At 64.7% G+C, this 12845-nt stretch carries 15 protein-coding genes; 8 read left to right on the plus strand and 7 right to left on the minus strand.

The window, feature by feature from the left end; translation table 11 throughout:
- Entirely contained in the window at positions 1-1194 is a 1194-nt protein-coding gene (locus tag U873_RS0109060; protein WP_025127944.1) for a low temperature requirement protein A, read from the plus strand.
- Positions 1195-1274: 80 nt separating this feature from the next.
- Entirely contained in the window at positions 1275-1634 is a 360-nt protein-coding gene (locus U873_RS0109065) for a 5-carboxymethyl-2-hydroxymuconate Delta-isomerase (RefSeq protein WP_025127945.1), read from the plus strand.
- 6 nt (positions 1635-1640) lie between these two features.
- On the opposite strand, the gene U873_RS0109070 is transcribed toward U873_RS0109065, so the two are convergent.
- From U873_RS0109070 to U873_RS0109090, 5 genes are all read right to left on the minus strand, one after another.
- Positions 1641-2579, minus strand: a complete 939-nt coding sequence (locus tag U873_RS0109070) for a LysR family transcriptional regulator (protein ID WP_025127946.1) — start codon at positions 2577-2579, stop codon at positions 1641-1643.
- Between the two features lie 179 nt (positions 2580-2758).
- A complete protein-coding gene (locus U873_RS0109075) occupies positions 2759-3667 on the minus strand; it encodes a DMT family transporter (protein ID WP_025127947.1) in 909 nt (302 codons plus the stop codon).
- A gap of 25 nt (positions 3668-3692) precedes the next feature.
- Complete coding sequence (locus U873_RS0109080; protein WP_025127948.1) at positions 3693-4877, minus strand: cyanate transporter; 1185 nt, start codon at positions 4875-4877, stop codon at positions 3693-3695.
- Between the two features lie 160 nt (positions 4878-5037).
- Positions 5038-5508 (minus strand): cyanase, encoded by a 471-nt coding sequence (gene cynS / locus U873_RS0109085; RefSeq protein WP_025127949.1) that lies wholly within the window; start codon positions 5506-5508, stop codon positions 5038-5040.
- Between the two features lie 36 nt (positions 5509-5544).
- Positions 5545-6204: a carbonic anhydrase gene (locus U873_RS0109090; RefSeq protein ID WP_025127950.1), complete on the minus strand. Its 660-nt coding sequence runs from the start codon at positions 6202-6204 to the stop codon at positions 5545-5547.
- Positions 6205-6312: 108 nt separating this feature from the next.
- Here U873_RS0109090 and cynR point away from each other — a divergent pair, with 108 nt between their 5' ends.
- On the plus strand, positions 6313-7203 hold the full coding sequence (gene cynR, locus U873_RS0109095) for a transcriptional regulator CynR (RefSeq protein ID WP_025127951.1): 891 nt from the start codon (positions 6313-6315) through the stop codon (positions 7201-7203).
- On the opposite strand, the gene U873_RS0109100 is transcribed toward cynR, so the two are convergent.
- Positions 7182-7964 (minus strand): transporter substrate-binding domain-containing protein, encoded by a 783-nt coding sequence (locus U873_RS0109100; protein WP_025127952.1) that lies wholly within the window; start codon positions 7962-7964, stop codon positions 7182-7184. The genes cynR and U873_RS0109100 overlap by 22 nt on opposite strands.
- Before the next feature lie 180 nt (positions 7965-8144).
- Between U873_RS0109100 and U873_RS0109105 the strand changes: the two genes are divergently transcribed.
- From U873_RS0109105 to U873_RS0109120, 4 genes are all read left to right on the plus strand, one after another.
- Entirely contained in the window at positions 8145-8807 is a 663-nt protein-coding gene (locus U873_RS0109105) for a class I SAM-dependent methyltransferase (RefSeq protein WP_025127953.1), read from the plus strand.
- Between the two features lie 122 nt (positions 8808-8929).
- Positions 8930-10063, plus strand: a complete 1134-nt coding sequence (rnd, locus tag U873_RS0109110) for a ribonuclease D (protein ID WP_025127954.1) — start codon at positions 8930-8932, stop codon at positions 10061-10063.
- A complete protein-coding gene (locus U873_RS0109115; RefSeq protein WP_025127955.1) occupies positions 10060-10353 on the plus strand; it encodes a YcgL domain-containing protein in 294 nt (97 codons plus the stop codon). The genes rnd and U873_RS0109115 overlap by 4 nt, the downstream gene beginning before the upstream one ends.
- 118 nt (positions 10354-10471) lie before the next feature.
- Entirely contained in the window at positions 10472-11404 is a 933-nt protein-coding gene (locus tag U873_RS0109120; RefSeq protein WP_025127956.1) for a D-2-hydroxyacid dehydrogenase, read from the plus strand.
- 92 nt (positions 11405-11496) lie between these two features.
- Here U873_RS0109120 and U873_RS0109125 read toward each other — a convergent pair whose 3' ends face one another.
- Complete coding sequence (locus U873_RS0109125; protein WP_025127957.1) at positions 11497-12090, minus strand: nitroreductase family protein; 594 nt, start codon at positions 12088-12090, stop codon at positions 11497-11499.
- 274 nt (positions 12091-12364) lie between these two features.
- Here U873_RS0109125 and U873_RS0109130 point away from each other — a divergent pair, with 274 nt between their 5' ends.
- Positions 12365-12814 (plus strand): YcgN family cysteine cluster protein, encoded by a 450-nt coding sequence (locus U873_RS0109130; protein WP_025127958.1) that lies wholly within the window; start codon positions 12365-12367, stop codon positions 12812-12814.
- Positions 12815-12845 lie beyond the last annotated feature (31 nt).

Consider the following 12845-nt stretch of genomic DNA (forward strand, 5'->3'; position numbering starts at 1 on the left):
ATGAGTCGTTCCCGTTCCCTGTTGCGTGGGCGTGGCAGCCACGACAGCGGCAAGGTTGGCATGGTCGAGCTGTTCTTCGACCTGGTGTTCGTGTTCGCCGTGACCCAGCTGTCCCACGCGTTGCTGGCGCACCTGTCCCTGGGCGGGGCGTTGCAGGTGGCCCTGCTGATGGTGGCGGTGTGGTGGGTGTGGATCTTCACCTCGTGGATCACCAACTGGCTGGACCCGGAAACCCTGCCGATCCGCCTCGGGCTGTTCGTGCTGATGGTGGCCGGGCTGTTGCTGTCTTCCTCGATCCCCCAGGCCTTTGGCGAGCGCGGCCTGCTGTTCGCCGGGGCCTATGTGTTCATGCAGGTGGGGCGCACCGCCTATTCGTTGTGGGCGGTGCGGGGCGAGGCGTTGAACATGACCCGCAACTTCCAGCGGATTCTCCTGTGGCTGATGTTCTCGGGCCTCTTCTGGATCGCTGGCGGCCTGCTGGACGGGCCTCAGCGGCTGTTGTGCTGGGGGCTGGCCCTGACCATCGAAGTGCTATCGCCGTCGCTGTATTTCTGGGTCCCGGGGCTGGGCCGCTCGACCCTCGAGGACTGGAACGTCGAAGGCAATCACATGGCCGAGCGCTGCGGCCTGTTCGTGATCATTGCCCTGGGCGAGTCGCTGCTGGTCACCGGCGCGACCTTCGCCGAGCTGCGCACCAGCGTCCAGGGCGTGCTGGGTTTCGTGGTGGCGGTGCTGGGCAGCATCGCCATGTGGTGGGTGTATTTCGACAGCGGCGCCGAGCGCGCCCACCACCGCATAGCCCACTCCGACGACCCGGGACGCCAGGCCCGGATCGCCTACACCTACCTGCACCTGCTGATCGTCGCCGGGATCATTGTCAGCGCCGTGGCCGATGAGCTGGTGCTGGTGCATCCGGACCACGCCAGCCCAGCCGGGGGGCTGGTGATCATCGGCGGTCCCTGGCTGTTCCTGCTGGGCTGCGCGCTGTTCAAGTGGGTGATGAACGATCGGCTGTTGCCGCCGTTGTCGCACCTGGCGGGGCTGGGCTGTTTGCTGCTGTTGTTGTTGCCGGCGGCCTGGAGCCAGGTGTTTTCCGCACTGGCCCTGGGCAGCCTGACCACCCTGGTGATGGTGCTCGTGGCGGCCTGGGAAACCCTGGCGCTGCGTGAACGGGTGGCCACGGCCGGGCAATAGGGCCAAGGGCTAATGCGACCGGGGGGCGGCCTTGTGTAGTATGGAGCGCCTTTTACCCCTGACTGACCGGGAGCTCTGCCATGCCGCACCTGTACATGGAATACACCGCCAACCTGCCCCAGCTGGACGTCGACAAAGCGCTGTTGCGGCTCAACCACGGGCTGGTGGCATCCGGGCAGTTTTCCGATGAATTCGACATCAAGAGTCGGGCGCTGAAAGTCGAGTCGTTCCGGGTCGGTACGGGCCTGGGCGAGCGGGCTTTCGTCCACGTCAAGCTGGCCCTGCTCAGCGGCCGTTCGCCGGAGATCAAGAAGCAGCTGTCCGAGAGCCTGCTGGCAGTGCTGCAGGACCTGGCGCCCTGGCCGACCCAGCTTCAGGTGCAGTTGTGCGTGGAGATCATCGACATCGATCGTGCGGCCTACAGCAAGTCCACCAGCTGACGCTGACTAGCTCAGTTCCAGTTCGGCACAGACCTTGACCACCTGTTCGCGGAGCCAGGTCTGTGCGCTGTCCTGATCGGTGCGCTGGCTCCACTGCATGTCCAGGGTGAAGCCGGGCAGGCCGCTGGGGGCCTCGCAGTGATTGAACACCGCTTCATTGGCCAGCAACGCCTGGATGCGCCGCGGCAGGGTGAGGATGAAATCGGTGCCGGTGATCATCTTCAACGCCGCACTGTAGCTGTTGGAACGGGCGACGATCTGCCGCTTGTGGGCCTGCCGGGCCAGCCAGCCATCCACCATGTTGCTGTCCGAAGTCCAGGGCGTGGGAAACACATGACGCCGCTCGATGAAGGACTGCAGGCTGAATCGCGGTTCCTGGGGCGGTGTCGCACGCTTGTCGAAGACGCACACCAGGTCGTCCTCCAGCAGCATCTGCGACTTGAAGTCGGCATGACTGCGGTGGAAGTTCGGGCCGAAGCAGATCACCAGGTCGACACTGCCATCGCGCAGCTCTTCGGCGGGAATGTCGCTCTCCAGCTTCTGCACATTGACCGTCACCGGCAGGTCGGCATAGTCGAAGCCCCTGAGCAGGCGTGGCAGGATCAGCAGCTCGAAGTACTCCGGGGCGCAGAGGGTGAAGGTCACCGCCTGGCGGATCGGATCGAAGGCCGGGACGCCGCTGTGGCAGAGGTTGATGCTCTCGAGGATCTTCAGCACGTGGCCGTACATGCTGGTGGCCTTGTAGGTCGGGCGCATGCCGGTGCGGGTGTGGATGAACAGCTCGTCCTCGAAGCCGTTGCGCAGTTTCTTCAGGCAGTAGCTGACCGTCGACTGGCTGACACAGAGGGTTTCCGACACCCCGGTGACACTGCTTTGCTCGTACACGGCGATAAAGACCATGAGGTCCTGCATGTCGAGTTTTCTGAGCACATTGCTGATGAGCATCCGTTCCATCCCGCTGGGCACCTGGCGCCGGTGGCGCCAAACCGGGTCGATGCTAGCGGAACGATCGTCCTAGTTAAATGCCCGGGGGCGGGATTCGCGGACAGCATCGGGACATTAATTTCCGATAATACGACCTGCGCCTTTTCTGCCGGCAAATGCGCGTCCGGCAGCGGGCATTTTCAGGCCGTGGCGGTGCTCGGTCGGCTGCTGCGCACCAGCCCGAACATGCCCAGGGCCACCAGCAGCGCACCGAGTAATTCTCCGGGGCGGGGAGGCTGGCCCAGCCACAGCCAGTGGAACAGGGTCAGGCACAGGGTGCTCAGGTAGATGTAGGAAATCACCGTGGACGGAGCGATCACCCCAATCGCCCGGTGCAACAGCCAGAAGGTCGCCAGGGTGGCGAACAGGGCCAGGTACAGCAGCCACAGCAGGTCGTTGCCACTCAGCAGCACGCCACTGCGCCAGCCGCCACTGGCCAGGCTCGTGACAAACAGGAACAGCGCACCGAAGAGCATGTTCCAGAAGGTCATGGCGACCGGGCTGCGACCCTGCAGGCTGTGGGCCTTGAAGCGCTGGCTGAGGGGCGAGTACAGGGCCATGGCCAGGCAACCCAGGGCGTACACCCCCATGGCGTACAGCGATGGCAGTTGCCCGGCGGCTCCCCCTTTGAGAATCAGCAGCAGGGCCCCGGCGCCGGCCACCAGCATTGGCAGCAATCGGCGTTGCTGGCCGTTGCCGGGCAGCAGCCAGGCCTCGAACAGCAGCGTCAGCAAGGGCACCAGCGTGAACAGGGTCCCGGTATTGACGGCCGAGGTGTAGCGCAGTGCCTCGAACAGCGAACCGAAGTACAGCGCCAGCAACAACCCGAGCACCGCATGGGCGCGCAAGCCGGCCAGGGTCGTTGGCGAGGTGCCTTTGAGCCACAGCAGGGGCAGGAACATCAGCGCCGAGAACAGCAGGCGCAGGGCGGTCAGCAGCACCGGGTCGATGGCCTGGCTGACCTGGGCCGCGGCGAAGAACGAGGCGGCGATCAGCAGGGTCCAGAGCAGCATGCCGAGGTTGGCCTGGGTAAAGCTCACAGGGTTCATCAACGCCTCCCGGACGTCTGGTGCTTCAGCGGATGTGCTGGGCGTAGTGGCGTGGATTGAAACGCAGCACCATGAGGATCATCAGCAGCATCACCGCGGTCAGCGACCACCAGGCCCATTCGAAGCTGCCGAGCTGGTCGCGGATCATCCCCGCCAGCAGCGGCGACAGGCCGGCGATCAGGTAGCCGATGCCCTGCACGAAGGCGGTCAGGCCGCCGGCGCGACGCGGGTCGGGCAAGTGATCGAGGGAGACGATCAGGCTCATGGGAAACAACCCGCCAATGCCCAGGCCCAGCAGGCACGGCCAGAGCAGGCTGAGGTGTTGCGGGCTGAGGATCAGGCCGCAGAACCCGGCGATGATCAGCAGCAACAGGATCACCAGCACCCGGCGCCGATCCTGGCTGCGGTTGGCGATGGCCGGCGTGACCAGCCCGGAGATCACTTCCATGGCGGTGAGAAAACCCAGCAACAGGCCGGCGTTCTGTTCGCTCCAGCCGTTCTCCACGTAATAGGGCGCCAGCCAGGCCAGCACGCAGGTGTAGGAGGCGGTGCCGAGGCCGAAGAACACCGCCAGCAGCCAGGCTCGACGGTTGCCGACAAAGGATTCGCGCCCGGCGCTGGCGGCGGGCAGGCGGGGCAGGGCGGATCGTTGGGCGTACCAGAACCCCAGGGCCAGCAGGGCCAGGGCGGCCCAGATCGCCAGCGCCAGGCGCCAGCTGCCGCTGTGATTCATCACCAGTGGGGCAAAGGACGCCGCAATGGCCGCGCCGCCCATGATCGAGGTGACATACAGGCCCATGAACAGCGAGACGTTGTCGGCAAAGCGCGACTTGATCAGCGCCGGCATCAGGGCCTGGATCAGGGCGATGCCGATGCCCGCCAGTACCGCGCTGAGAATCAGCTCGGCCGCCGAGTCCATGAACAGCCGCGAGACCGTGGCCAGGCCGATGATCAACAGCGACAGGACCACGGTACGGTGTTCGCCCAGGCGCTGGCTGATGCCCATGCCGAAGAACATCGCCAGGCCCATGGCCATGACCGGCAGCATGGTCAGCAAGGAGGCCAGGCTGAAACTCAGGGGGATTTCGCCACGGATGCCCGAGAGCAGGGGGCCGACAGCGGCCATTGACGGTCGCAGATTGAGCGCCACCAGCACCACACTGGCCATCAGCCAGAGGGCGGGGCGGGAGTTTGCACGCACGTTTTCCATAATCAGGCCTTCAAGGAACAGGGGCTGATTAGGCGTTGGCGGGCGGGGGAGGGGCAAATCAGAAAGTCTGCAGGGCGACCTAAAAACTAAATAGCAGAGCAGCAGCTGCAAGCTTCAAGCGGCAAGCTTGAGGCTTGCGGCTTGAAGCTTGCCGCTGCCCTTAGAACGGTTTGGTTGGCAGGTATTTGCCGTCCAGGGTGATCACGGCGCGGGAGCCACCTTCGGGGTCTTCGACCTTCTTGATGTCCAGCTTGAAGTTGATGGCGCTGATGATGCCGTCGCCGAATTGTTCGTGGACCAGGGCCTTGAGGGTCGAGCCGTAGACCTGGAGCATTTCATAGAAGCGGTACACCGTCGGGTCGGTGGGGATGCCACCGGCGATGCTGCCGCGCAGCGGGATGCTCTGCAGCAGGCGGCTGGCGTCCTGGTCCAGGTCGAGCTTGGCGCACACCCGGTCGGCGGCCTCGGCGGGCAGGGCATGCTGGCCCAGCAGGGCAGCGGTGACGAAGGCCAGGCTCAGCCCGGTGCCGTCGGCAAGCTCCTGCCACGACAGATTCTTGCGCGCCTTGGCGTCGATGATGGTGTCGGCCAGGGCCAGGCGAGGGGCTTGGGCGAATTGTGATTGCAGCATGGGGCGGTTCCTCTTGGGTGACGAAACGGGCGCTGTTCAGGCAGCGCTGGATGGGTGGCTGGCCAGGGCACAGGTGTGCGGGTGTTCGGCCAGGGAAACGAAGTGCTGATGGTTGCCGTCGAGGGCGGCGATGGCGCCGCTTTCGATGTCATACACCCAGCCGTGCAGGTTCAGCCGGCCCTGTGCCAGGGCCAGGGCTACCGAAGGGTGCGTCTTCAGGTTAGCCAGTTGGGCGATGACGTTGTCCCGTACCAGGGCATCCAGGTGTTCGGCGATGGAGCTGTGGTGGCGGGCGGCATTGATCACCCTGGCCGAGTCGGCGTGGCGCAGCCAACTGGCTACGGCGGGCAGGTGGTCGAGGCACGTGCACTTGGCAATGGCGGTCATGGCGCCGCAGTCGGAGTGGCCACAGATGACGATATCGCTGACCCCCAGTACCGCCACTGCGTACTCCACGGTGGCCGACACGCCGCCGGGCTCGGGGCCGTAGCCGGGTACGATGTTGCCGGCGTTGCGGATCACGAACAGGTCGCCGGGTTCTTGCTGGGTCAGCAGTTCCGGAACCACCCGGCTGTCGGAGCAGGTGATGAACAGCGTGCCCGGGTTCTGGGTACTGGCCAGTTGCTTGAACAGTGCGCTGCGCTGGGGAAAGGCTTCGCGCTGGAACTTGAGGAAGCCGTCGATGATGTTCTGCATGGGGTTCTCCTTGCGTCGCTGATGGGGCAAGGATGGGAGTTTTCGGCTATAGGGTCCAAGATCGGTTTATTATGCTTTCCATAAGTACTGCCTATAGTTGGAGCCGTCATGCTCTTGCGTCATATCCGTTACTTGCTGGCCGTGGCCGAGCACTGCAACTTCACTCGTGCCGCTGAGGCACTGCACGTATCGCAACCGACCCTGTCGCAACAGATCAGGCAGTTGGAGGAATCGCTGGGGGCGCCGCTGTTCGACCGTTCCGGGCGCAGCGTGCGCCTTACCGATGCCGGCCAGGCCTATGTCGCCTATGCCCGTCGTGCCCTGCAGGACCTGGAGGCGGCCAGGCGGGCGATCCACGATGTTCAGGACCTGAGCCGTGGCACTCTGAAACTGGCCATGACCCCGACTTTCACCGCCTACCTGACCGGGCCCTTGCTCAGTCGCTTCAATCAGCGTCATCCAGGTATCGACCTGGGCATCGAGGAAATGCCCCAGGACCGCCTGGAAGCGGCTCTGGCCGAAGACCGGGTGGACCTGGGGATTGCCTTTGCCGGCGGGCACCTGGCGGAGATCGAGCCTCAGCCGCTGTTCAGCGAGACCCTGAGCCTGATGGTCGGCCCGCAATGCCCCGAGCAGGGCCGCCGCCCCTTGAGTGCCGCAGCGCTGGGCCGCCAGTCCCTGGTGCTGCTCGGTGCGGATTTCGCCACCCGCCGGCACATCGACCTGTATTGCCGGCAGCAGGGCATCGCGCCACGCATTGCCGTCGAGGCCAACTCGGTCAGTGCAATTGTCGAGATCGTCCGCCACGGCCCCCTGGCGACCCTCCTGCCCAGTTCCATCGCCAGTACCCAGCCGGGGTTGCGCACCCTGGCCCTGCGCTCACCGCCGGCGCCGCGCAATGTGGTGCTGCTGGAGCGCAAGGGCGCCTATCGCAGCGCCGCCTGCCAGGCCTTCCGGCAGATGCTGCTGGAGGGCGATCAGGGCGCCGCCAGCCACTGATTCACCACCTGCTCGTAGGCACCGGTGGCCTTGCTCAGGTGCAGCCACTGGTCGACGTAGCTCTTCCAGGCCATATCGTCCCGGGGCAGCAGGAAGGCTTTCTCGCTGTATTGCAAATAGCGCTCGGGGTTGACTGCGCACAGCCCCGGCTTGCGCTTTTGCTGGAAGCGCGCCTCCGAGGCGTCGGTGATCATCACGTCGGCCTGCTTGGCCAGCAGTTGATCGAAGATCGTCACGTTGTCGGCGAACAGGGTCAGGCTGGCCTTGGGCAGGCGGGCCCGGGCGAAGACTTCGTTGGTGCCTCCCGGCGGTTCGATCAGGCGCACCGAGGGCTGGTTGATCTGCTCCAGGGTCTGATAGCGCTGCACATCCTCGCAGCGCACCAGGGGAATCTTGCCGTCGATGCCCAGGGGCTGGCTGAAGAAGGCTTTTTTCTGCCGTTCCAGGGACACCGAGATACCGCCCACGGCGATGTCGCACTGCTGGCTCTGGAAGTCGGCCATCAAGGTCTTCCAGGTGCTGTTGATCCACTGCACCCGCACTCCGAGGCTCTGGGCCAGGGACTCGGCCATGGCGATATCGATGCCTTCGTAGCGCCCGTCCTCGCGCAGGTAGCTGTAGGGCTTGTAGTCGCCGGTGGTGCAGACCTTCAACTGACCCCGTTCGAGCACCTGGTCCAGGTGCGAGGTCGGGGTCTGGGCGAAGCTGAGGGCCGGGGCGCTGAGGCCCAGGAGGGTGCAGAACAGGAAACGGGGCAACATGGAATCTTTCCTTTAGTGGCCGGCAAAAGAAGGGGCCGGAGCATTATTGGTGCCGCCTTGCGACCAGGCAAGGCTATACGGGGCCTGGATCTTCGATCGCCCTTCGAACGGCTTTCGACCTTTTTTTCACGAACGACTGGTTAACCTGCAATTCTGGATTCCAACACGAGTTCGCCTGTCATGCCGTCCCACCCCCCACCGTCCATCGAACTGGAGTTCGCTCGGCGCTATGACCAGGAGCACGCCCGCGTCTGCGGCGAGCCCCGGCCTGCCGGGCTTGGCGCGCGCCTGACGCTCTGGCGCACGGCGCGCCTGGTGCGCCATGCCCTGAAGGTGGCCGGCGAGCCGGGCCTGATCCTCGACGTGGCCTGCGGTGCCGGACGCTATTGGCCGGTACTGGCGGAGCATGGCAACCGGGTGATCCTGGCGGCGGACCCGTCCCAGGAGATGCTGCAGCACGCCCAGACCCATCACCCGGCCAGCCTGATGAAGCGGGTCAAGACCTTCCACAGCTCGGCCTTCGACATCGGCCTGTCGGCCAATGCAGTGGACAGCATCATCTGCATGCAGTTGTTCGCCCATGTGGCCCGTGGTGAAGATCGCCTGGCACTGCTGGGGGAGTTCTACCGGGTCAGCCGCGACTCGGTGATAGTCGCCACTCGGGTCAAGTCCTTCTTCAAGATCGGCGGGGCTCTGGCGGAAGAGGCCGGCATGTCTGCTCTGGTGAACAAGGTGCAGTTGGAGGCCGAGTTCAAGCAGGCCGGCTTTGAGGTGCTCGGCCATCAGGATTTCCTGCCCGGTTTCGTGTCTGCGCGGGTGTATGTGCTGAGAAAGCAGGGCTAGTCCAGGCTCCCGGACTATTCTTGCTCGGCCGCAGAGGGTTTCGCACTGGCTCTTGTCGGGTGAATGCTCGGAAATCCCTGGCGGCGATATATACTGCGCGCCATTCTTCAAGGGAGAGCCGTGTGGCCATCGATATACATTGGATTCGCGACAACGATAGCCTCGGTCAGCTTTGCGCCGAATGGCAGCAGCTGCCATTCGTTGCCCTCGACACCGAATTCATGCGGGTCGACACCTTCTATCCCATTGCCGCCCTGCTGCAGATCGGCGATGGACAGCGCGCCTACCTGATTGACCCTTTGACCATCGACGACTGGCAGCCCCTGGCCGCCCTGCTGGAGAACCCGGCGGTGGTCAAGGTGGTGCATGCCTGCAGCGAGGACCTCGAAGTCCTGTTGCGCCTGACCGGCAGCCTGCCGGCACCGTTGTTCGACACGCAACTGGCGGCGGCCTACCTGAACCTGGGCTTCTCCATGGGGTATTCGCGCCTGGTACAGGAAGTCCTGGGCATCGATTTGCCCAAGGGCGAGACCCGCTCCGACTGGCTGCAGCGCCCGCTGTCGGAGACCCAGGTCAGCTACGCCGCCGAAGACGCCGTGCACCTGGCCCAGGTGTTCACCGAACTGCGGCCGAAGCTGTCCGAGGACAAGTACCGCTGGGTGCTGGAAGACGGCGCCGAGCTGGTGGCCAACCTGCGCCGTGAAGTGGACCCGTACGAGCTCTACCGCGAGGCCAAGCTGGCCTGGAAACTGTCCCGGGCCCAGTTGGTGGTGCTGCGTGAACTCTGCGCCTGGCGCGAGCGTGAAGCCCGAGCCCGCAACCTGCCGCGCAACCGTATCGTGCGCGAGCATGCGCTCTGGCCCCTGGCCAAGACCCAGCCGGATAACCTCTCGGCCCTGGCCAAGATCGAGGACATGCACCCGCGTACCGTGCGCCAGGACGGCGAGTTCCTGCTCGACCTGATCAAGCGCGCCGCCAGCGTTGGCCCTGATCAATGGCCGCCAGCAGTGCCCGAGCCCTTGCCGATCGAAGCCTCGGCCTTGCTCAAGCGCCTCAAGGCGGTGGGCCAGGCTGAAGCCGAACGGCTGCAGATCGCCCCGGAAGTGATGCTGCGCAAGAAGACCCTGGAAAGCCTGCTCAAGAGCGGCTACCCCAACGGGCCCTACCAATTGCCTGATTCGCTGCGTGGCTGGCGCCGCGAATTGATGGGCCAGGCGCTGTTGGACAGCCTGGCCACCGCTGGAGAACAGCCTTGAAACGTATCTGCTCCATCTACAAAAGCCCGCGCAAGAACGAGATGTACCTCTACGTGCTGAAAAGCGAGGCCCTGGAACGCGTGCCGGAAAACCTGCTGCAGGCCTTCGGCAAGCCGCAACACGCTTTCGACCTGGTGTTGTCTCCCGAGCGCAAGCTGTCTCGCGAGGACATCCACCAGGTGCTGGAGAATCTCGACAAGCAGGGCTATCACCTGCAGATGCCACCGGCGGAAGACGAGTACATCGAGCACCTGCCTGAAGAGCTGCTGCGTCGCAATGATCCGGTCTGACCTGTAGACGCTCGGTCCCGAGCGTCGCGCAAGTGCAATTGACTAACCTGGCAGCCACCTTGATCGATGGAGCGAAACTCCGTCGGTGGTTGCCTGCACCGTTTTTAAGGTTTGAACCATGCGCGTTCTGATTGCCGAACACGATCACGCTGTCTACACCCGCCTGTTGCGTCAGGCGGTCCCGGAGCTGGAAGTGCTGAGCAGCGGCGACTCTGCCGAGTTGGCGCGGCTGGCGGCCGACTGCCCGGTCTGGCTGGGGCAGCCGGACCTGCTGGCGACCCTGCTGCGCCAGGGCCACCAGCCCCAGTGGCTGCAGTCCACCTGGGCCGGCATTACCCCGTTGCTGGCCGACGGCCTGCCTCGGCATTACCGCCTGACCCGGGCGGTGGGCATCTTCGGCCAGGTGATGGCCGAGTATGTGCTGACCTACATCCTCGGCCACGAACGCGAAGTGCTGCCGCGGCTGGTCAGCGAGGTCGAGCGCAAGTGGGACAACCGCCTGGGCCAGAGCCTGGTGGGGCGCAAGGTGCTGATCGTCGGTACCGGGGACATCGGCCAGAGCGTGGCGCAGTTCCTGCTGCCGTTCGGGGTGAAGTTGTACGGCATCGCCAGCCAGGCCCGGGAACAGGCGCCGTTCATCGAAGTGGCCGGCCTGGAAGAGCTGGGACGCCTGGTGGGGGAGGTGGATTATGTGGTCAACCTGCTGCCCAACACGCCGAGCACCCACGACCTGTATGACGCGGCGCTGTTCAAGCAGTTCAAGCCCACCGGGCTGTTCATCAATGTCGGGCGGGGCGTTGCAGTGGTCGATGCGGACCTGGTGCAGGCGCTCAAGGACGGCCACCTGGCGGGTGCGGTGATCGATGTCTGCCGCCAGGAACCGTTGCCGCAGCGGCACCCGTTCTGGACTGCCTGGGGCCTGCTGTTGACCGGCCATAGCTCGGCACCGACTTCGCCGGAACTGATGGTGCAGTTGTTCGTCGATAACCTGCGGGCCTATGAGGCCCGGCAGGCGTTGCGCGGTGAAGTGGATTTCGCCCGCGGCTATTGAGAGGGGCCTGGCCGTAGGAGCGAGCTTGCTCGCGAAGCCCGGCAAGCGTGGCTGTCGCGAACACGCTTGCTCCTATACAACCGATTGGCCTGTTACAGGCTGAAATCGCCTTCGGCCGCGGTTTCGCTCAGGGGGCGGCGCGGGCTCGGTTCTTCGCGGGCCTGCAGGTAGTCGGCCAGGGTCGACTTGTCGCCCAGCTTGCCCACGGCCACGGCCGCGTGCAGGGCGTAGCCTTCGGGAATCTTCAGCTCCTTGCGGGTCAGTTCCTGGTCGAAACCGGCCATGCCGTGGGTGTGCCAGCCACTGAGGCTGGCCTGCAGCGCCAGGTGGCCCCAGGCCGAACCGGTGTCGAAGGTGTGCCACAGGGCCGGGGTTTCTTCAGTGGCGCCGGGGACGGTGAAGGTGGTTTTCGAGATCACGATCACCAGGGCCGAGGCGTGCTGCGCCCAGCCACGGTTGAATTCGTTGAGCAGGCCAAGGAAGCGTTCCCAGTTTGGCGTGTCGCGCCGTGCATAGAGGAAGCGCCAAGGTTGCGAGTTGTAGGCCGAAGGCGCCCAGCGTGCGGCCTCGAAGAAGCTCAGCAGGGTTTCTTCCGGGATGTTTTCGCCGGTGAAGGCTCGTGGCGACCAGCGCTGGGTGAACTGCGGGTGGATGGCGTAGTCGGCAACGCGAGTGTTGGCGCTCATGGAAAATCTCCTGGCAACATTTGAGAGTGATGGAATAAACCGGCAGGCGCAGTTGAGCTGAGCGAAGGGGTATTCCTGACCCCGCGCGATCTACCGGGTGCAACGCGGTCGAGCGTTAATGGCACACGGACGTGGGTCGGTCCGAGGGGCAAAGCTACTGTGCCCATTGCCCGCTGACAAGCCCCTGACTACCGACAGTCGTAAGCGCTTGGCCCGCCGGGTCTTCGGCACTAGACTGGCGGCCTTTTCACCCTCGGATACTGATGCTTGAGCCATGGCCGCCAAAGTCGAACCTTTCTGGATACGCAAAACCCTCGAACAACTCGATTCGCAGGAATGGGAGTCGTTGTGCGATGGCTGCGGTCTGTGCTGCCTGCAAAAGCTTGAGGACGAAGACGACAACAGCGTCTATTACACGCGTATCGCCTGCAAGCTGCTGGACCTGAAGACCTGCCAGTGCAGTGACTACGCGAATCGCCGTGAGTCGGTGCCCGACTGCATCCAGCTGACCCCGGGCAAGGCCGACGAATTCAAGTGGCTGCCGCCCACCTGCGGCTACCGCCTGGTGAGCGAGGGCAAGGACCTGCCACTCTGGCACCACCTGGTGTGCGGCGATCGCGATGCGGTGCATCACGAGCGTATTTCCCAGTCCGGGCGCATGCTCGCCGAAGGCAGCGTGGCGGAAGAGGATTGGGAGGATCATCTTATTTTCCGCGCCGGCTGAGGATGGGCCGCGTCAGCTTGAGGATTTCAAC

This window comes from Pseudomonas sp. PH1b, from assembly GCF_000633395.1.
GTDB lineage: Bacteria > Pseudomonadota > Gammaproteobacteria > Pseudomonadales > Pseudomonadaceae > Aquipseudomonas.